The following is an 18,849-nucleotide window of genomic DNA, read 5'->3' as shown; positions in this document are numbered from 1 at the left end:
CAGGAAATAATTCCGGGAAGTGACCTTCGTCTCAAGCAGGATCTCAGGCGCCGACGGGCGCGCGCAACTCCGCGGTGGCGAACGAGGTGATGCCGTCCTCGAACGTGGTTTCCGCCGTGAATCCCAGCAATTTCCTGGCCAGCGCGGGATCGGCGACCACGTGCCGGACGTCCGCGGGCCGCGCGCCGCCGACGATCCGCGGCTCCGGCCCGCCGTACGCGCGCGCCAGCTCGCGGGCGAGGTCGCCCACCGTGTGCGGGTCACCCGAGCAGACGTTGAGCGGCGTGATGTCCCCGCTCGGCCCGTCGGCGTGCAGCGCCAGGGCGTTGATGCGGGCGACATCGTGGACGTGGACGAAATCCCGTTGCTGCCGCCCGTCCTCCAGCACGGTCGGCGCCTCACCGCGCTCGAGCGACGAACGGAACAGCGACGCCACCCCGGCATACGGCGTGTTCTGCGGCATCCGCGGGCCGTACACGTTGTGGTAGCGCAACGCCCACACCGTGCCGCCCGTCTGCCGTGCCCACGCGCCGGCGAGGTGCTCCTGGGCCAGTTTCGTTGCGGCGTAAGTACTCCTGGGCAGAAGCGGTGCACCTTCGGGCACAAGTTGCCAGTGCAGTTCCGCACCGCAGTCGCCGCATGTGGGCTCGAACCGGCCGGCGTCCACATCGGACTGCCGTCGCGGCGACGGCGGCACGATCCCGTGGCGAGGGCACGAGTAGCGGCCTTCGCCGTAGACCACCATCGACGACGCCAGCACGAGCTTGTGGACGCCGGCCGCGTGCATCCCGGCCAGCAGCACCGCCGTGCCGTAGTCGTTGTTCAGCGCATACGACGGCGCGTCCGACGGGTCCACGCCGTGCCCGACGACGGCCGCCTGGTGACACACGGCGTCGATGCCCCGCAGCAGCTCGGCGACCTCGTCCGGGTCCGTGACGTCGCCGCGCACGAACCGGTGGCGGCCCGTGTACTCCGGCGGCGTGGGCGTGCCGTGGGCGGTGGGCACGAGGGTGTCCAGCACGACGACCTCGTCGCCCGCGTCGGCCAGCCGGTCGGCGATGTGGGACCCGATGAACCCGGCTCCACCGGTGATCAGTACTCGCACCCTGCCGACGCTAGGGCGCACGGACCGGACCACGCCCGCCCCGGCCGGACCACGTCACCGAATCGTCAGGAATCACCCGCCCACGGCGGCGGCCGGGTGCCGTCACCGGATACGGTGTCGGCATGGAACGGAGCGCACAGCGGCTGGGCCGGGCCCTCGTGGTGATCGTGGACGACCGGGTCGCCCACGGGGAGCACGAGGACAACACCGGACCGCTCGTCACCGAGCTGCTCGAAGAGGCCGGCTTCATCGTCGACGGCGTCGTGGTGGTCGAGGCCGAGACCGCCGGCATCCGCAACGCGCTCAACACCGCCGTGATCGGCGGTGCCGACCTCGTGATCACCGTCGGCGGTACCGGTGTCTCGCCGCGGGACCGCACGCCCGACGCCACCGCCGGCGTCCTCGACCGGCCGATCCCGGGCATCGGCGAGGCGCTGCGCGCGTCGGGCCTCGCCGCGGGCGCGGTCGACGCCGGCATCTCCCGGGGCCTCGCAGGGGTGTCGGGCAGCACGCTGGTGGTCAACCTCGCCGGCTCGCGCGCTGCGGTGCGCGACGGCATGGCCACTCTGTCGTCGCTCGTGCCGCACGTGATCGACGAGCTCTCGGGCCTCGAAGAGGTCTGAACCCCGGCCGCCGCGCCTGGCCCGCCACGACGAGGGCCAGGCGATTCGCGTCTCTCTCTGCAGTTGTCAAACAGCGGGTGGGACGATGTGGTCATGCCACGTGAAGAATCCCGCCCCTCCGACACCGCGGCCGAGCGCCGCCGGGTCGACGAGATCTTCGGTGACGTGCTGCCCGAGACCACCTCGGACGAGCGAGGCCTGAGCGGGGACACCCCGGACTCCTGGTACCTGGAGAACCGGCCACCGCACCACGACCGCTGACCCTCAGACGTCCGACTTGGTGGCCTGCTCGCGCAGCAGGTCACGGATCTCCTTGAGCAGCTCGACGTCGGTGGGCTCCGCCGGACCCGGCTCCTGACCGCGCTTGCGGCGCTCCTGCAGGTGCTTCACCGGCAGCACGAACAGGAAGTACACGATCGCGGCCACGATCACGAAGTTGATCGCCGCGTTGATCACCGAGCCGAAGTCCAGGAACGTGCCCTTGTTCGACTCGAAGATGTAGAAACCGAGGCCCTGCGCGGCGTTGCTGCCCCCGATCGCGTTGATCAGCGGCTTGATCAGACCCGTGGTGAACGCGGTGACGATCGCCGTGAACGCGGCGCCGATCACGACCGCGACCGCGAGGTCCACGACGTTGCCGCGCATCAGGAAGTCTTTGAAGCCCTTCAACATGTGCCACTCCTCGAGAGGTTCAGACGGGGGTGCCGTCGCCCATCGGAACAGGGACGGGTTAGCGGAGAGTAACCGTAACGGGTCGTTCCAGCGACGTCGCAGCGACCTCGTTGGCCACGCTCACGGGCAGCGCGAGGAGCACCAGTGGGCCTTTGTCGGGTGCGATCACCCCCTGACCCTCCCTGTCGGGACGGTGCACAGTGACCACCGTGGCGTCCTTCACCAGCTCAGCGGCGGTGTGCGTCGCATCGGGAGCCGCCACGACGCCGACGCGCTGACCTGGCCGCAACAGCTCCGCGACGCCCGCGTCGGCCAGCCGGACGGCGACCGTGACCGTCCCGGAATCCCCCTTCGCGGGGAGGGCCGTTCCCAACAGGCGGACGTCCGTCAGCGGCTCACCCGCACGGGCAGCGCCGGACAGCAGCCGGCCGACGGCCGCGCCGACGTCGCCGAGCACGCCGGCGGGCCGGACGTCGTCGGGAAGGTCGGCCAGCCGGAGATCGGCGGCGCGCAGCACGGAGCCCGCGGGCAGATCCCGCGCGGCCACCACAGTGGCTGTGGAAGGTGCACCACGCGCCGAGGCGGGGTGCAGAAAGACGAGCAAGCCGGCCAGCAGCAGGGCCGCGGCCAGGAACCGGCGAAGCAGCCGGGCGCGCCTGCCGCGCAGCAAGTGCAGATCGGTCAGGCGGTTGAGCAGGGTGTCCACGGTCGTCCCCTCGTCGGTTCCCGTGCGGCGCGGTGCCGCACGAAACCGACGTTAGGGACGGTGGTGACCAGCGGAAAGAGGAACTTCCGCGACCTGTGGACAACTACCCCCTTGTGGACAACTCAGGGGTCAGGAGGCGGTGGAAGCGGTTTTCGTCGTGGTGGAGGAGGACGATGAAGAGTCTGTCTTCGACTCGCTCTTCGTCTCCGTCTTGGTCTCGGACTTCGCCGGCGCGGCGGCCGTGGTCGAAGACTTCGACGAGTCGCGCGAGTCGGTGCGGTAGAACCCGCTGCCCTTGAAGACCACGCCGACCGAGCTGAAGACCTTGCGCAGCGGACCGGAGCACTGGGGGCAGACGGTCAGGCTGGCGTCGGAAAAGGACTGCACCGCCTCGAAGCGGTGGTCGCATTCCTTGCAGGCGTACTGGTACGTGGGCACTGGAGCTCCTTCATGCAACTGGCACTCGTGAGACAAGAGTGCCAACCCAATTGTGCTGGACGGCATTCCCCGTGCGCAATTCCCCCTGCGTCACATCACTGTGGAAGCGGGCAACCGGACCAGACCGGTGGGGGTCAATGCCCCGGTCATCGGGACGTCGTGCGCCTCACCTGGGAGCGAATCCACCAGCTCCTCGGCCCGGACCACGGCGAACCGGTCCGCGCCGCCCGAAGTGAGCGAGCGGTCATAGTGACCAGCGCCACGTCCGAGCCGCACCCCGTGGCGGTCGACGGCGAGCGCGGGCACCAGCACCACGTCGGCCTCCGACACGGCGCCGACCCCCAACCTCGGCCCCGACGGCTCGAGGATGCCGCGCAGCCGGCCGGGCACCAGCGTCGACTCGTCCGAGTAGACAGCCCAGTCGAGCGGCCCGACGACGTCCGGGATCACCGGCAGCAACACGCGCGAACCGGCCTTGACCAGGGCGTTGAGCAGCGAAACGGACCCCGGCTCGGTGTCGAACGGCACGTACGCGCACACCGTCCCCGCGGCCACCGAAGCGGCCGCCGAAGCCAGCGCCTCGGCCTCCGCCGCGTGCTCCGCAGGGCTCACTGAGGCGCGCGCCTGAAGAACTCGTGCACGCCACTCCGCCTTGCTCAGGTGCTCATTGCCCGGTGCCAGCATGCGACCACGTTAGGCTTTGCGCCCATGACGGGCGCCTCAACCTCCCAGACGTTCAGAACAGCCATCGTGCCTGCGGCCGGACTCGGGACCCGATTCCTGCCGACGACGAAAGCGGTACCGAAAGAGCTGCTGCCCGTGGTCGACACGCCGGGCATCGAGCTCGTCGCGAGCGAAGCCGCGGCCGCGGGGGCGAAACGCCTGGTGATCGTGACCTCGCCCGGCAAGGACGCCGTCGTCAAGTACTTCGAGGCGCAGCCCGAGCTGGAGAAGACGCTCGAGGCCAAGGGCAAGACCGAGCTGCTCGAGAAGGTGCGGCGCGGGCCGGGGCTGCTCGACGTCGAGGTCGCCATCCAGGAGCAGGCGCTGGGCCTGGGCCACGCCGTCGCCCAGGCCGAGCCGAACCTGACCGACGAGGACGAAGCCGTCGCCGTGCTGCTGCCCGACGACCTCGTACTGCCCACCGGCGTGCTCAACCGCATGTCGGCCGTCCGCGCGCAGCACGGGGGCAGCGTGCTCTGCGCGTTCGACATCCCCAAGGAGCAGATCTCGCCCTACGGCGTGTTCGACGTCTCCGACACCGACGACCCGGACGTGAAGCAGGTTCACGGCATGGTCGAGAAGCCGCGGCCGGAAGACGCGCCGTCGACGTACGCGGCGGCCGGGCGGTACCTGCTCGACCGCGCGATCTTCGACGCACTGCGCCGGATCGAGCCGGGCTCCGGCGGCGAGCTCCAGCTGACCGACGCCGTGGCGCTGCTGATCAAGGAAGGCCACCCCGTTCACGTGGTCGTGCACCGCGGCGGACGACACGACCTGGGTAATCCGGGTGGTTTCCTGCGCGCCGCCGTCGATTTCGCGCTTGAAACGCCCGAATACGGGCCATCGTTACGGACGTGGCTGACCGAACGGATCGGGACCGAACGCCCATGACGGACTCCCTCGACGCTGCCCCGGCCGAAGAGGCCCCGGAACCCGCGGAGGCGGAGCTGCGCTCTGTCGACGCGCAGATCGCGCTGACGCTGGACGCCGCCGTCCGGCCGCGGCCGGTCCGTGTGGCGATCTCCGAGGCGCAGGGCCTGCTGTGCGCGGAGGAGGTGGTCGCCGAGCACGCCCTGCCCGGCTTCGACCAGGCCGCCGTGGACGGTTACGCGGTGCGCAGCGTCGACGTCCGCGCCGCCGGCGACGAGCCGGTGCAGCTGCCGGTGGTCGGCGAGATCCAGGCCGGCTCCCGCCAGCCGCGGCGGCTGCAGCCCGGGCAGGCGGTGCGCGTGGACACCGGCGCGCCGCTGCCGACGCTCGCCGATGCCGTCGTGCCCACCGCGTACACCGACGGGCACCAGGCCAAGCTCACCGTGCACAAGTCCGTGCCGTCGGCCGCGTACGTGCGCCGCGCGGGCGAAGACGTGCAGATCGGCGACGTCGCCGTACGAAAGGGCGACACCATCGGGTCCGCGCAGGTGGGCCTGCTCGCCGCCGTCGGGCGTGCGAAGGTGCTGGTCTACCCGCGTCCGCGCGTGTCGATCGTGTCCGTGGGCGACGAGCTCGTGGACGTCGACCGCACGCCGTCCGTGGGGCAGGTCTACGACGTCAACTCCTACGCGCTGGCCGCGGCCGCGCGCGACGCCGGCGCCGAGGTGAGCCGCGTCGGCATCGTGCCGAGCGACCCGAAGCGGCTGCGCGAGATCGTCGAGGGCCGGCTGCTGATGTCGGAGATCGTGGTGGTCGCGGGCGGTGCCGGTGGCGCTTCCGGCGACGAGGTGCACGCCGCGTTGTCCGACCTCGGCCACATCGACATGACGCGCGTGGCGATGCACCCGGGCTCGGTGCAGGGCTTCGGGCGGCTCGGCCCGGACTCCGTGCCGACGTTCCTCATCCCCGGCAACCCGATGAGCGCCCTGGTGGTGTTCGAGGTCCTGGTCCGGCCGCTGATCCGGGCCGCGCGCGGCACGCGCAACCCGCACCGGCGCATCGTCGGCGCGCGGCTGCTGTCGCCCATCACGTCGACGAAGGGCCGGCGCGGCTACCTGCGCGGCCAGCTGCTGCGCGACGAGGCCAACGGCGAGTACCTCGTGCAGCCGCTCGGCACGTCGGGCGCGCACCTGCTGGCGTCGCTGGCGGAGGCGAACTGCCTGATCACCGTGGACGAGGACCTCACCGAGGTGGCCGCGGGCGAGCAGGTGAAGGTCACGTTCCTCGCGCAGCGGGCGTAGTGGGCTCGTACTCGTACCCGGTCGAAAGCCGCCACCCGGGCTGGCCCGCGAAGCTCGGTGGGCTGCGCGTGCCGGCCGGGGTCGTCAGCGTGCGACCGGTGCGGCTGCGCGACGCCGGCGAGTGGAGCCGCATCCGCCTGCGCGACCGCGACCACCTCGAACAGTGGGAGCCGACGGGGATCGGGCCGTGGCCCGACCGCAACGCGTTCTGGTCGTGGCCCTCGCAGTGGGCGGCCCTGCGCGGCCTCGCGCGGCGCGGGCAGTGCCTGCCGTTCACGATCACGGTCGACGGAAAGTTCGCGGGGCAGATCACGGTGGGTAACGTCATCCGTGCCTCGCTGCGATCGGCCTGGATCGGGTACTGGGTGTCGTCGGACATCGTGCGGGGCGGGGTCGCCACGGCGGCTGTCGCCCTCGTGACGGATCACGCCTTCGAAGCGTCCGGCTTGCACCGGCTCGAGGCGACCGTGCGGCCGGAGAACAACGCGAGCATCCGCGTCCTCACCAAGGCCGGCTACCGGCAGGAGGGCATGTTCGAGCGTTATCTCGACGTCGCCGGCGCCTGGCGCGACCACCTCTGCTTCGCCGTGACGAAAGAGGAGATCGGCGACGGCCTCGTCTCCCGGCTCGTGGCCATGGGACGCGCCGACCTGCTCTGATGGTGACTACGGGTCCGGTTCCGATCACGCGTTACCACATACTGTGAGATTCACCTAATCCGGTGACGCAATTTCGTGATCGAACCCGGCGAGTCTGCGTCTCCTGTGTGACTGTTGTGGCTAGCGTGACTACAGCAGAGGATCGGGGGAGGTGACGGGAGATGCCCAGCTCGGTGATCATCGTCGCGCTCGCCGCGGCATGGCTCGTCGTTCTCGTGCCTATGGTGGCTCGCAAGCGCCAGCAGGTTGCACGGACGCCGTCGTCCGCGCTCGCAGCGCGCGTCGTGCGCAGCGGGGGAGCTCGCAACGAAGGACAGGAGGAGTTCGCCGTGTCCGAAAGTGCGAAACCTTCGGTGGAGGACGACCTCGCCGAACTCGAGGCGGAGCTCGATGCCGACCTCGAAGAGGAAGAACCGGAACCCGAGCCGCTGCCCCAGCCGGCCGCCGAAGTGCGCGACGAGCCCGCCCGCTCGCGCCCCGGCTACCGCCCGGGCCGCGGCGGCTTCGACCCGGAAGCGGCGGAGATCGCCGCGCGGGCGAAGTACGCGTTCCGCCAGCGGATCGTCGTGATCCTGCTGATCCTCGCCGTCGCGTCGGCCGCCTTCGCGGGCTTCGTGATGTCCGTGGTGTGGTGGGGCAACGCCGTGGTCGACGTGATCCTGGTCGGCTACCTCGCGTACCTGCGCCGCCAGGTCCGCATCGAAAACGACATCCGGCAGCGGCGGATGGCGCGGTATGCGCGGGAAGGCTCTCGAGAAGCTCGCGAGCCCCTTCCGGCGCCGCGGCGTCCTGCTGCTTCGGCTTCGGCTCCGGCGGCTTCGGTTGCTTCAGAGGAGGACGACCACGTCGAGGTCGTCTCGCCGGCGCCCCGCGAGATCGTGGAACGCAAGCCGTCCCCCATGTCCCGCATCCGCCGCCAGGCCGTCGTGGTCGACCTCGACGACGAAGACCCGGCCTTCGAGGAACTCGACGAGCCGGGGACCAGCCCGTACCGCCGGGCGGTCGGGGAGTGACCCCCGGCGTTCGGTGCTCTTCGGGTAGCTGATACGCTCTACGAGCACTGAACAAGGGGCTGTAGCGCAGTTGGTAGCGCGTCTCGTTCGCATCGAGAAGGTCAGGGGTTCGATTCCCCTCAGCTCCACCGCAGGTCAGAGGCCGTCCACTGTAGAGTGGACGGCCTCTTTTGTTGCCCTGATAGCAGCAAAGTACAGCAGTGGCGCTATTCGTCGAGGCTCTCGCCGAGACGCTTGAGCGCGTCCCGTGTCTTCTTCGAGGACGCCTGCGAGTAGATCTCCATCGTCATCGAGAACTGCGCGTGCCGCAGGATGCGCATGATCACCCGAGGGTGCACATCCAGGTCGACCAGCAGCGTGCCGCAGGATCGCCGTCCATCGTGCACGGTGATCTTCCGAACCCCTGAGCGCGTGACTCGGTTGTCCCAGGATCGGTTGAAGTTCCGGGGGTCGATCGGCAGCCCGTACTTCGTGGTGAACACCAAGTCGTTGGGGTGCCAGGCCAGCTCCGCCTCCTTCTGGTCGGCGAGCTGGTCCCGCCGCCGCTTCTCCAGGGCGGCGACGACGATGGACGGCAGCGGCATGGTGTCGTCCGAGGCGGCGGTCTTCGTCTCCGGGTGTAGCAGCTCGCCGCTGGCCCGCTGGAGCTGGTGACTGACGGCCAGCTCGCCGTTGTCGAAGTCGAGTGCGTCCCACGTGAGCCCCAGGATCTCGCCCTTGTGCAGGCCCAGGACAACGGCGAGCACGTACCCGGCGTACATCGCGTCCCGGGCGTCTCGGGCCGACTCGAGAAACTTCCGGGCCTCCTCGCTCGTCCAGGCTGTTCGTTTGCGCTTGCGGACGGTCGGGAGCGTCATCAGCTCCGCGACGTTCCGGCTGATCAACTCCTCGCGGATTGCGTGGTTCAGCGCCGCGCGCAGGCATGCGCGGATGTCGGAGACGGTCCGGGACGGCGGCGCGTCCTTGCAGCACTGGCGGGCGCTCAGCGCACAGCACCGGCGGCGTTTCTTGTCTCTCCTCGCGTCCTTGCCCTGCGCGCAGCACTGACAGATTCCCGGAATGGCGTTGATCCACTTCTGAACGTCGCCCACACCGAGTTTGTCCAGCCGTTGGTCGCCCAATGCCGGGTTGATGTAGAGCCGGGTGAACAGCTCGTAGTTGACGTACGTCAGAGGCGCGTGGTTCGGCTTGATCACCTCCGTCAACCAGTAGTTCAGATACTCGCGCAAGCGCGGCACCGAGGTCGCCACAGGGCCGTTCTTGGCCGTCCGATGAAGCTCGAGCCACTTCTCGTGGACCAGTTCGCGCGTCGGGCCGTACGCGTACTTGCGCTTCCTTTCGCCGGTCGGAGTGGTGACCCACACATACGCGGCAAACCCGTTGCGGAACGGGTAAATCGACCCCTCGCCGTTGGCGCGTCCCTTGCTCGCCATATCAGGCCGCTTCCTCCACGAGTCGATTGATGTATTCGTCAACCCAAGCAGGCAGGACTCGACGATTTCCGCCGTCCTTAATGGACCTAGGGCGTAGGAGTCGTTGGTATTGGCGGCGGACACCGCGACCGCCAGGGGCAGGCCTGCGCGGTCGTCCAGGACGAACCGGTGAAGGCGGGGCCATAGACCGGCTTTGGTCCACTCGGCGAACCCGCGATGTGCGGTCGGCACCGTGACCCCGAGCGACGGTGGCAGCATCCGCCACGCGCACCCGCTGGTCAGCACGTACACCGCCGCCGTGAACACAGCCCGGTCCTCGACCGGCGACCTGCCCACCACCTTGCGGACGCGTCGAAAACGACGGGATCAACAGCGTCTCGTGGGTGAGCTTGCTCATGCCGCGGGACCCGGACGTTGCGCCGGCGGGACAGCCTGATCGTCGCTCATACCCAGCAGAGGAAACACCGCGACCGTGCCTGCTGTTATGAGCGCCTGGAGTGCGTCGTGCAGGCCGTGGGCGGTGCGTAATTCCTGGTCACGTCGTTGCGAGATCCGCCGTTCCCTGGGCTGATCTGATCTTTTGGCCTCGGCGGCTCGGCGCACCAACCGCGAGGACGACCAGCCGGGTTTGTCCGGCTCGAGCGCGTGGCCGGACGTGGTGAACCTATTGCGCAGCTGTGCGCTCGGCTGTGGGCAGCTGCGTAACGTGAGTTGGGCAAGCCCGACCTGGCGCAGACAGGAGATGACTGACATGACCGACGCAGGTTCGTTGGACCAGGACCGTGTGGCGGATTTCCAGCGGCGGGTCGTCGTTGACAGCGGCGCGGCAAAGGCGGGGTTGTCCACGTCGCTCGGTGGGCGGCTCGGCCTGTATTCGGCAATGGCCGGCGCCGGACCACTGACGTCCGCGCAGCTGGCCGAAAGATCGGGTCTGGTCGAGCGGTACGTGCGCGAGTGGCTGGCCGTCCAGGTCGCCGGAGAGTACGTCCGCTACGACCCGGGTGGCGCCACGTATGAGCTCCCGGACGAGCACGCGGCCGTCCTCGCGGACGCGTCCTCGCCGACCTATGCCATGGGCACGTTCACCATGCTGAAGGCGCTGTTCGCCACCGAGGACGCGCTCGCAGAGGCGTTCCGCACCGGCGAGGGTGTCGGCTGGGCGCAGCACGCGCCGGAGCTGTTCGAGGGAGTCGCGGCGTTCTTCCGGCCGGGCTACACGGCGTCACTCGTGCAGGAGTGGCTCCCGGCGCTCGGAGGTGTCGTCGAGAAGCTGGAACGTGGGGCGTCGGTGGCCGATATCGGTTGCGGGCACGGGTATTCCGCGCTGCTGATGGCCGAAGCCTTCCCGCGGTCGGAGTTCCACGGCTACGACTTCCACGGTCCGTCCATCGAGGCGGCGCGGAAACTGGCCGCCGAACGAGGCCTCGGCGGCCGCGTCACCTTCGACGTCGCCGCGGCGGGGGACTTTCCCGGCGAGCGGTACGACCTGATCACGTTTTTCGACTGCCTGCACGACCTCGGCGACCCCGGCGCCGCCCTCCGCCGCACCGAGCGGGCCCTCGCCGACGACGGCACCTGCATGATCGTCGAACCCAACGTGTCCGGCAACGTCGAGGACACCATCAACCCCGTGGGCCGTTCCTTCGCCGCGACCTCCGTCGCCGTTTGCCTGCCCGCCGCACTGGCCCAGAAGGGCCCGCACGCCCTCGGCAACCACGCCGGCGAGGGCGCTATGCGCGCGATTGCCGCCGAAGCAGGCCTGCGCACGTGGACCCTGGCGGCGGAAACGGTGAGCAACCGCATCTACGCTGCGCGCCGCTGACCGGCGACGCCTGCGATCGGGACGCGCGAGGGATACTCGACCGTGGTCCGGCTCTGTGATGGCAGAAATCTCACCCGTGACTGGCTTCGATCTCGGCTACCACACGCGCAGTGAGGGATTCCGGTGATGGCGTTCGCGCGGTGGCAGCGCTCCCACCCGTTCTGCGCTGGGGTGCTGACCGGGCGCAAGGCGGCCTTGCTACCGCGAGGACACCCCGAAATGACCTCCCAGGACGGCTAGAACGCGGCGTTATACCTGGTCAGAGGCGCTACCGGCAGTTCGGCGGCACCGCTCTCCCAAAGCGGTGCCGCCACACCGGAGAATCGGCGCGGAGTCGGTCAGGGCTTGCGGGCGACGGCTCCGGCCATCAGTCGCTGGGCGACGTTCAACGGCTTCAGGCGCGGCCCAGAGGGCCACCAGTTGACCAGCTCGACCAGCCCGGGTTCGACGAGTTCGAGCCCGTGGAACAGCTCGACGATCTCCTCCGCGGTCCGTGCCGTGACGCCGCCGAGCGAGCCGCGGGCGACGGCCGCTTCGAATGCCCGCATCGCTTCGCTGTCCGCACCGTCACCGGGGTTGAAGGCATGCGAGATCGCCACGTAGGAACCTGAAGGCAGTGCATCGATGAACTCGCCGGTGACCTCGGCCGGGCGCGCCCGGTCACCCTTGAAGTGGTGCAGGCTCGCGATGAACAGCAGCCCGATCGGCCGGTTCCAGTCGAGGTGGCTGCGCACGGTCTCGTCCTCGAGGATGCCGCGCGGATCGAAGATGTCGCCGGCGATGTAGCGGGTGTTGTCGTTCTCCTCGAGCAACGCCCGGCCGTGCGCGGTCACGACCGGGTCGTGGTCGACGTAGACGACCTTCGACAGCGGGTCGACCCGCTGCACCACCTGGTGCACGTTCTCCGCCGTGGGCAGACCGGACCCCAGGTCCAGGTACTGCGTGAGCCCCGCCTGCTCCGCGAGGAACCGGCACATCCGGATCAGGAACCGCCGGTTCTCCAGCGCAAGGTCCACCGCTTCCGGCATGACCGTCTTGAGCCGCTCGAGCTCGAGGCGGTCGACCTCGTACCAGTCCTTGCCCCCCATTGCATAGTCGTACATCCGCGCCACGCTGGCCCGATGCGGATCGACCCCGACCGGAGTGTTCAAGTCAGCAGCGTCTGCCGGCATGTCGTGCCTTCCTGCTCGAGTGGCCACAGCTACACCGAGGTTAGTAGTGATCACCGACGCGGTGTCCACATCCCCGGTTGTTCACCGGCCTTCTCAGACCGGCCCCACGACGAGCAGCGCGGCGGTGACTCCGCCCGCCATGGCTCGAACCCTGCCGGCCACCCGCGTCACCAGGGCAGCTCGCCCACCTACCTCCGTCCGACCCAGAGTTGCTTCCCGGGTCGGTTCGTTGCCGTACAGCAGCGAAGTACAGCAACCGCACCGACGCTCAGCGCCTGCGATCGACCAGCGACGACACTTTGACCTCGGCAAAGACCGTCAACGGCGTTCGTGCTGATAGTTCGCATCGAGAAGGTCAGGGGTTCGATTCCCCTCAGCTCCATGTCACTCGGGGCGAGTTGTGTTCGCTGAAAACGCGAACTGGCTCGCTCCGTTTTGTTTTCTGGGGGTGCAAACCCCCAGGCCCCGCCCGGGGAGGGCTTCGCCCCCGGACCCTCCGCTGTGGTTGCGTCGGGGAGGTAAGTCGTGGTGGTTTGCGCGGCTTCCCATTTGAGTGTCAGGGATTGTTCCGTCGGCTACCCAGTTCGGGCAGCCCGCCTGCGACGGCATCGTTGCGGACAGCTTCGAAGTGCGGCGATGGTGGTTGCACGTCACAGGGTCGTGACGGGGGCAGTGGCGCGGGCCTCGGTGTATTGCCGGTGTATCGGAAAGTGGATACGGGGCCACAACGTGGGGGTGCGTTGACTGGGCCGCATGAGGCACAGGGAAGCGGTGCGGGCGGGGGCGGCCGCGGTGGGGACCGGGGTTGCCGTTTACGGGTGTGAGCCGGATGAGGCGGCGTTGTTCCGGGCGTTGGCGGAGAAGTGCGGGGTGGCGCTGGGGATCACGGCGGAGGCACTCAGCGAAGCCAATACGGCGCTGGCAGTGGGGAATCGGTGTGTCAGCGTGGGGCACAAGACGAAGGTTCAGAATTCCGCGTTGCTCGCGTTGAGCCGGGCCGGGGTGAGGTATGTGTCGACGCGGAGTGTGGGGTTCGACCACATTGACGTGGAGTATGCGAAGAGCGTCGGGATCACCGTGGAGGGCGTGGCGTATTCGCCGGACAGCGTGGCCGATTACGCGGTGATGCTGATGTTGATGGCGGTGCGGAATGCGAAAGCCGTGATCAGGCGGGCGGATGTGCATGATTATCGGCTGGCCGAGGTGCGGGGGAAAGAGCTGCGGGATCTGACCGTCGGGGTGATCGGGACGGGGCGGATCGGGGCGGCGGTGATCGATCGGCTGCGGGGGTTCGGCGGCAACGTCATCGCGTATGACAGCCGGCCGCGGAGTTCGGCTGACTACGTGCCGCTGGAGGAGTTGCTGGGGTTGAGCGACATCGTCACGTTGCACACGCCCCTGGATGCGGGGACGTATCACCTGCTGGACCGGGCGCGGATCGCACAGCTGAAGTGTGGCGCGGTTGTGGTCAACACCGGGAGGGGGGCGTTGATCGAAACCGCCGCGCTGCTCGCGGCGCTGGAAAGTGGCAGGTTGGGTGGTGCGGCGCTGGACGTCCTCGAAGGGGAAGAGGGAGTGTTCTACGCCGATTGCCGGGACAAGGTGATCGAAAGCGAAGCGCTGGTGCGGTTGCAGCGAATGCCGAATGTGCTGATCAGTCCGCACACCGCTTATTACACGGATCACGCGCTGAGTGACACCGTCGAGAACAGTCTGGCCAATTGCTTGAACTTCGAAAGCAGGGACGTGGCGTGAACAGAATCAGAATCGGCATCATCTTCGGGGGCACGTCCGAAGAACACCCCGTGTCGATCAAATCCGCGCAGGAGGTGGCCAGGAACCTGGACGCCGACAAGTACGAGGCGTTCTGGATCGGGATCACGCAGGGTGGTGCGTGGCGGCTGTGCGCGGGCCCCGGTGAGGGCTGGGAAACGGGCGGATACCGCCCCGTCACGTTGTCGCCCGATCGGAGCGTGCCCGGGTTGCACGTGCTGGAGGAGGGGCGCTACGAGGTGATCGACCTGGACGTCGTGCTGCCGGTTCTGCACGGCCGTCACGGCGAGGACGGGGCGATGCAAGGGTTGCTGGAGCTGTCCGGCATCCCGTACGTCGGCTGCGACGTGCCAAGTTCAGTGCTGTGTATCGACAAGTCGTTGGCCTACACCGTCGTCCCGGCGGCGGGGATCGCGACGCCGACGTGCCGGGTTGCCGCCGAACACCAAAACCCCGGCGAGCTGAACTACCCCGTGTTCGTCAAGCCGGCCCGGTCGGGGTCGTCGTTCGGGGTCAGCAAGGTGTCCGGGCCCGAAGAGCTGGCGAGTGCCGTCGAAGTCGCGCGGAAGTACGACGAGAAGGTGCTCATCGAGGACGCCGTCGTCGGCAGCGAGGTCGGGTGTGCGGTGCTGGGGAACGAGCTGGAGCTGACCGTCGGCGAGGTGGACCAGATCACGCTGTCGCACGGTTTCTTCCGGATCCACCAGGAAGTCGACCCGGAAAGTGGTTCCGAGAACTCGACGGTGACCGTGCCGGCCGACATCTCGCCGGACGCGCGCGAGTTGGTGCAGGAGACGGCGAAGGCGATCTATCGCGCCCTCGGCTGCCGGGGCCTGGCGCGGGTGGACATGTTCCTCACCGACGGCGGAACGGTGGCCCTCAACGAGGTCAACACTTTCCCCGGCCTGACCGCCTACAGCCGCTACCCGCGGATGATGGCGGCCGCGGGCCTGTCGTTCGCCGAGGTGCTCGACCGGGCCGTGTCGCTGGCGATGACGGGGAAGGTCCAGTGAACGAGGACTTCGCCTTCGTCGACGAGGTGGTGCCGGGAATCCGCTGGGACGCCAAGTACGCCACCTGGGACAACTTCACCGGCAAGCCCGTGGACGGTTACCTGGTCAATCGCATCGTCGGCACCACGGCGTTGTGCGCGGCTCTGACAAGTGCGCACGAGAAGGCCGCGTCCCTCGGCTTCGGACTGCTCCTGTGGGACGGTTATCGTCCGCAACGCGCCGTGGACCGGTTCGTGCGCTGGTCGAGGGAGCCCGACGACGGCCGGACGAAACGGCGGCACTACCCGAACATCGGGCGCGCCGAGATGTTCGAGAAGGGTTATGTGGCAGCGAAATCGGGCCACAGCCGGGGCAGCACCGTCGACCTGACGCTGTACCACCTGGCCACCGGCGAGCTCGCGGCCATGGGCGGCGACCACGACCTGATGGATGTGATCTCCCACCACGGCGCGCCGGGCATCACCGACGCCGAAACCGGGAACCGGCAGCACCTCCGCGCCATCATGGAGTCCTGCGGCTTCGCCTCCTACGAATGCGAATGGTGGCACTACACGCTGAAAGCCGAGCCTTTCCCGGACACCTACTTCGATTTCCCCGTCACCTGGCCGGGCCTGAAGAAGTCCGCGTGACGCCACCGCGTGTCGTGGTCGCCGGCGGCCATTCGGCGGGGCACATCGAACCCGCGATGAACCTCGCCGACGCGGTGCGCCGGCTGGAGCCGACGGCCGAGATCACCGCCCTCGGCACCGTCCGCGGGCTGGACACCACGCTCATCCCGGTTCGCGGCTACTCACTCGAACTCATCCCGCCGGCGCCGTTGCCGCGCAAGCCGGGCGCGGATCTGCTGCGCACGCCGGGCCGGCTGCGTGACTCCGTGCGCGCGGCCGGGGCGGTGCTCGACCGCGTGCGGGCCGACGTCGTGGTGGGCTTCGGCGGGTACGTCGCCGTTGCGGCCTACCTCGCGGCCCGCGCAAGGAGGCTGCCGATCCTCGTCCACGAGGCGAACGCGCGGCCCGGCGTGGCCAACCGGTTGGCCACGCGGCTGACGACCCACGTGTTCACCGCCGCCCCCGGGGTTCGGCTGAAGCACGCCACCGCCGTAGGGATCCCACTGCGCCCGGCGATCACCGCGCTCGACCGGCCCGCCTTGCGTGAAGCGGCGCGCCGACGGTTCGGCCTGCGCCCCGACGCGCCGGTGCTCCTGGTGACCGGCGGTTCGCAGGGCGCCGGGACGATCAACGCCGCGGTGTCCGGCGCGGCCGCCGCGTTCAACGCGGCCGGGGTGCAGGTCCTGCACATCACCGGGCCGCGCCACGTCGTCGAGGTACCAGACGGCGCCCACGTCGTCGTTCCCTACGTCGACGAGATGGCCGACGCCTACGCCGCGGCCGATTTCGTGCTCTGCCGTTCGGGAGCGATGACCTGCGCGGAGCTGGCCGCGGTCGGGCTGCCGGCCGCGTACGTCCCGTTGCCGTTGCGTGGCGGCGAGCAGCGGCTGAACGCCGAAGCGGTCGTCGCGGCGGGCAGCGGGCTGTTCGTCGACGACGCGGACCTCGACCCGGACTGGATCGAGGCCACCGTGATCCCGATCCTCACCGATCCCGAACGGCTCCGCGCGATGTCGGCCCGGGCGTCGGCGGCCGGCGCACCGGACGCGGGCCTGACCCTGGCCCGCCACGTCCTCACCGCGGCGAGGGCAGCTGCACCGTGACCCGCAGGCCGCCGCCGGGCAGCGGCGCGAGGCTGAGGATTCCGTCGTGCGCTCGCGTGATGCTCCGGACGATGGCCAGCCCGAGGCCGACCCCGGCGTGCGCACCGCGGACGCGTTCGGTGCCGCGCTGGAACGGCTCGGTGAGCGTCCAGACCAGTTGTGGACTGAGTTTCTCTCCGGTGTTCTCGACGGTCAGCATCACGAACCCCGACCGCACGGCCGTCTCGATCCGCACGTTGCCGTGCTCGGGGAGGTTGTGGACGATCGCGTTGTGCACCAGGTTCGTGGTCAGCTGCAGCAGAAGCGCGGGTGAGCCGTCGGCGGGCGTGACGTCCCCGACCGTCTCCAGGGTCACGCCGTGCTCCTCCGCGAACGGCAGCAGCGTCTCGGTGGCTTCCTCCGCGATGAGCGACAAGTCGACCGGCTTGCGCCTGAACGACCGCTGATCGGTGCGGCTGAGCAGCAGCAACGCCTCCGTCAGCTCGATCGCCCGCGCGTTCACGGTGTGCAGGCGTTCGACGAGCTCGCCCGGGTCGCTGTCCGGGTCCTGGCGGGCGACGTCGAGCAGAGCCTGCGAGATCGCCAGCGGCGTACGCAGCTCGTGAGACGCGTTGGCGGCGAACCGCTGCTGCTCGACGACGTGGGCTTCGAGCCGTTCGAGCATGGCGTCGAAAGCGTCGGCGAGCTCGCGGAACTCGTCCTCGCGGCCCCGCAGCCGGATCCGGTGGGACAGCGAGCCGTGCGCGGCCACGCGGGTGGCGTCGGTGATGCGGGTCAGCGGCTTGAGCATGCGCCCGGCGAGGATCCACCCGCCCACCAGGCCGAAGACCAGCAGGAACACGAGCACCATGACCGCCGCCGGCCCGAAGACGGCCGGGCCGAAGTTGCGCGGGTTGAAGGCGCGCAGGAAGTTCGAAAAGCTGAGCACGCCGACGTCGCCGGTGGGCCGGTCCCGCAACAGGAACATCCACACGGCGGCGAGCAGCAGGACCCCGGCGATCATGAGGAACCCGGCGTAGCTGAGCGTGAGCTTGAGCCGGACGCTCAGCCCCGGCGGCCTAGTCATGGTCCACACCACCGGGGTCGATGCGGTAGCCGACGCCCGCCACCGTCGCGATGATCCACGGCTCGCCGAGCCGTTTGCGCAGCGCCGAAACGGTGATGCGCACGGCGTTGGTGAACGGGTCGGCGTTCTCGTCCCACGCGCGTTCCAGCAGGTCTTCGGCGCTGACGACCCCGCCTTCGGCCTCGACGAGCACCTCGAGCACCGCGAACTGCTTGCGGGTGAGCGCGACGTAGCGGCCGTCGCGGTAGACCTCGCGGCGGAACGGGTCCAGCCGCAGGCCGGCGATCTCCCGCACGGGCGGCCGGCTGTGGGCGCGCCGTCGGTCGAGCGCTCTGAGGCGGAGCACGAGCTCGCGCAGCTCGAAGGGCTTCGTGAGGTAGTCGTCGGCGCCGAGCTCGAACCCGGACGCCTTGTCGTCGAGCCGGTCCGCGGCGGTGAGCATGATGATCGGCGTGCCGCTGCCCGACGCGACGATCCGCTTGGCGACCTCGTCCCCGGACGGCCCGGGGATGTCGCGGTCGAGCACGGCGATGTCGTACGCGTTGACACCCAGCAGCTCCAGCGCGGCGTCCCCGTCCCCGGCGACGTCCGCGGCGATCGCCTCCAGCCGCAGCCCGGCGCGGATCGCGTCGGCCAGGTAGGGCTCGTCCTCGACCACCAGCACCCGCATGCTCCGATGCTACGAGCCGGTCCCTATCGCCGGCATATCGAAAATCTCGAACGCGCCGGCAACACAATGCTCCCTTCAC

20 protein-coding genes, 1 tRNA gene and 1 pseudogene are annotated in these 18,849 nt (G+C 69.4%); 12 read left to right on the top strand and 10 right to left on the bottom strand.

From position 1 onward, the window contains the following. Positions 1-43 precede the first annotated feature (43 nt). Positions 44-1,105: an NAD-dependent epimerase/dehydratase family protein gene (locus ACQPXB_RS43995; RefSeq protein WP_432847870.1), complete on the bottom strand. Its 1,062-nt coding sequence runs from the start codon at positions 1,103-1,105 to the stop codon at positions 44-46. 122 nt (positions 1,106-1,227) lie between these two features. Between ACQPXB_RS43995 and ACQPXB_RS43990 the strand changes: the two genes are divergently transcribed. Both ACQPXB_RS43990 and ACQPXB_RS43985 read left to right on the top strand, forming a co-directional pair. After that, a complete protein-coding gene (locus ACQPXB_RS43990) occupies positions 1,228-1,728 on the top strand; it encodes a MogA/MoaB family molybdenum cofactor biosynthesis protein (protein WP_328604492.1) in 501 nt (166 codons plus the stop codon). Between the two features lie 93 nt (positions 1,729-1,821). Next, positions 1,822-1,989 carry a hypothetical protein gene (locus ACQPXB_RS43985; RefSeq protein ID WP_366584707.1) on the top strand — a complete coding sequence of 56 codons (168 nt, stop codon included), beginning with the start codon at positions 1,822-1,824 and terminating at the stop codon, positions 1,987-1,989. A gap of 3 nt (positions 1,990-1,992) precedes the next feature. On the opposite strand, the gene mscL is transcribed toward ACQPXB_RS43985, so the two are convergent. The 4 genes from mscL to ACQPXB_RS43965 form a co-directional block, all read right to left on the bottom strand. Continuing rightward, positions 1,993-2,400: a large-conductance mechanosensitive channel protein MscL gene (mscL, locus tag ACQPXB_RS43980; RefSeq protein ID WP_432847867.1), complete on the bottom strand. Its 408-nt coding sequence runs from the start codon at positions 2,398-2,400 to the stop codon at positions 1,993-1,995. Positions 2,401-2,458: 58 nt separating this feature from the next. Continuing rightward, a complete protein-coding gene (locus tag ACQPXB_RS43975; protein ID WP_432857071.1) occupies positions 2,459-3,097 on the bottom strand; it encodes an SAF domain-containing protein in 639 nt (212 codons plus the stop codon). Positions 3,098-3,235: 138 nt separating this feature from the next. Then, a complete protein-coding gene (locus ACQPXB_RS43970) occupies positions 3,236-3,544 on the bottom strand; it encodes an FmdB family zinc ribbon protein (protein ID WP_366584701.1) in 309 nt (102 codons plus the stop codon). A gap of 90 nt (positions 3,545-3,634) precedes the next feature. Next, positions 3,635-4,228 carry a 5-formyltetrahydrofolate cyclo-ligase gene (locus ACQPXB_RS43965; protein ID WP_432847865.1) on the bottom strand — a complete coding sequence of 198 codons (594 nt, stop codon included), beginning with the start codon at positions 4,226-4,228 and terminating at the stop codon, positions 3,635-3,637. Between the two features lie 24 nt (positions 4,229-4,252). Between ACQPXB_RS43965 and ACQPXB_RS43960 the strand changes: the two genes are divergently transcribed. From ACQPXB_RS43960 to ACQPXB_RS43940, 5 genes are all read left to right on the top strand, one after another. Next, positions 4,253-5,158, top strand: a complete 906-nt coding sequence (locus ACQPXB_RS43960; RefSeq protein ID WP_364049271.1) for a UTP--glucose-1-phosphate uridylyltransferase — start codon at positions 4,253-4,255, stop codon at positions 5,156-5,158. Beyond that, positions 5,155-6,438, top strand: coding sequence for a molybdotransferase-like divisome protein Glp (gene glp, locus ACQPXB_RS43955; RefSeq protein WP_366584697.1), 1,284 nt, complete (start codon positions 5,155-5,157; stop codon positions 6,436-6,438). Before ACQPXB_RS43960 ends, glp begins: the two co-directional genes overlap by 4 nt. Then, positions 6,438-7,097, top strand: a complete 660-nt coding sequence (locus ACQPXB_RS43950) for a GNAT family N-acetyltransferase (RefSeq protein ID WP_366584695.1) — start codon at positions 6,438-6,440, stop codon at positions 7,095-7,097. The genes glp and ACQPXB_RS43950 overlap by 1 nt, the downstream gene beginning before the upstream one ends. Before the next feature lie 161 nt (positions 7,098-7,258). Next, positions 7,259-8,110: a divisome protein SepX/GlpR gene (sepX, locus tag ACQPXB_RS43945; protein ID WP_432847863.1), complete on the top strand. Its 852-nt coding sequence runs from the start codon at positions 7,259-7,261 to the stop codon at positions 8,108-8,110. A 55-nt stretch (positions 8,111-8,165) separates the two neighbouring features. Then, positions 8,166-8,238 (top strand) — tRNA-Ala (locus ACQPXB_RS43940). Positions 8,239-8,316: 78 nt separating this feature from the next. Here ACQPXB_RS43940 and ACQPXB_RS43935 read toward each other — a convergent pair. Both ACQPXB_RS43935 and ACQPXB_RS43930 read right to left on the bottom strand, forming a co-directional pair. Beyond that, positions 8,317-9,543: a site-specific integrase gene (locus ACQPXB_RS43935; RefSeq protein ID WP_432857068.1), complete on the bottom strand. Its 1,227-nt coding sequence runs from the start codon at positions 9,541-9,543 to the stop codon at positions 8,317-8,319. A 78-nt stretch (positions 9,544-9,621) separates the two neighbouring features. Further along, positions 9,622-9,940: pseudogene (locus ACQPXB_RS43930) on the bottom strand (transposase); the annotation flags it as partial. Between the two features lie 354 nt (positions 9,941-10,294). Between ACQPXB_RS43930 and ACQPXB_RS43925 the strand changes: the two are divergent. Then, positions 10,295-11,365 carry a class I SAM-dependent methyltransferase gene (locus tag ACQPXB_RS43925; protein ID WP_432847861.1) on the top strand — a complete coding sequence of 357 codons (1,071 nt, stop codon included), beginning with the start codon at positions 10,295-10,297 and terminating at the stop codon, positions 11,363-11,365. Positions 11,366-11,703: 338 nt separating this feature from the next. Here the strand turns inward: ACQPXB_RS43925 and ACQPXB_RS43920 are convergent, their stop codons facing one another. After that, a complete protein-coding gene (locus tag ACQPXB_RS43920) occupies positions 11,704-12,537 on the bottom strand; it encodes an SAM-dependent methyltransferase (RefSeq protein ID WP_366584830.1) in 834 nt (277 codons plus the stop codon). Positions 12,538-13,290: 753 nt separating this feature from the next. On the opposite strand from ACQPXB_RS43920, the gene ACQPXB_RS43915 reads away from it, so the two are divergent. Genes ACQPXB_RS43915 through ACQPXB_RS43900 form a run of 4 tightly spaced genes read left to right on the top strand, consistent with a single transcriptional unit; the run spans position 13,291 to position 17,034 of the window. Then, entirely contained in the window at positions 13,291-14,292 is a 1,002-nt protein-coding gene (locus ACQPXB_RS43915; RefSeq protein WP_432847859.1) for a D-isomer specific 2-hydroxyacid dehydrogenase family protein, read from the top strand. Next, complete coding sequence (vanA, locus tag ACQPXB_RS43910) at positions 14,289-15,323, top strand: D-alanine--(R)-lactate ligase (RefSeq protein WP_432847857.1); 1,035 nt, start codon at positions 14,289-14,291, stop codon at positions 15,321-15,323. The genes ACQPXB_RS43915 and vanA overlap by 4 nt, the downstream gene beginning before the upstream one ends. Further along, positions 15,320-15,952 (top strand): D-Ala-D-Ala dipeptidase VanX, encoded by a 633-nt coding sequence (gene vanX / locus ACQPXB_RS43905; protein WP_432847855.1) that lies wholly within the window; start codon positions 15,320-15,322, stop codon positions 15,950-15,952. The genes vanA and vanX overlap by 4 nt, the downstream gene beginning before the upstream one ends. Beyond that, on the top strand, positions 15,949-17,034 hold the full coding sequence (locus ACQPXB_RS43900) for a UDP-N-acetylglucosamine--N-acetylmuramyl-(pentapeptide) pyrophosphoryl-undecaprenol N-acetylglucosamine transferase (protein ID WP_432847853.1): 1,086 nt from the start codon (positions 15,949-15,951) through the stop codon (positions 17,032-17,034). The genes vanX and ACQPXB_RS43900 overlap by 4 nt, the downstream gene beginning before the upstream one ends. On the opposite strand, the gene ACQPXB_RS43895 is transcribed toward ACQPXB_RS43900, so the two are convergent. Beyond that, positions 17,006-18,100 carry a sensor histidine kinase gene (locus tag ACQPXB_RS43895; RefSeq protein WP_432847851.1) on the bottom strand — a complete coding sequence of 365 codons (1,095 nt, stop codon included), beginning with the start codon at positions 18,098-18,100 and terminating at the stop codon, positions 17,006-17,008. The two genes, ACQPXB_RS43900 and ACQPXB_RS43895, sit on opposite strands and share 29 nt — an antisense overlap. Next, positions 18,093-18,770 carry a response regulator transcription factor gene (locus ACQPXB_RS43890; protein WP_366584677.1) on the bottom strand — a complete coding sequence of 226 codons (678 nt, stop codon included), beginning with the start codon at positions 18,768-18,770 and terminating at the stop codon, positions 18,093-18,095. The genes ACQPXB_RS43895 and ACQPXB_RS43890 overlap by 8 nt, the downstream gene beginning before the upstream one ends. Positions 18,771-18,849: the final 79 nt, after the last annotated feature.

It is taken from the genome of Amycolatopsis sp. CA-161197 (assembly GCF_050942255.1).
GTDB lineage: Bacteria > Actinomycetota > Actinomycetes > Mycobacteriales > Pseudonocardiaceae > Amycolatopsis.
The sequence above is the reverse complement of the archived record's forward strand: the minus strand, read 5'-3'. Positions and strand labels throughout refer to the sequence as shown.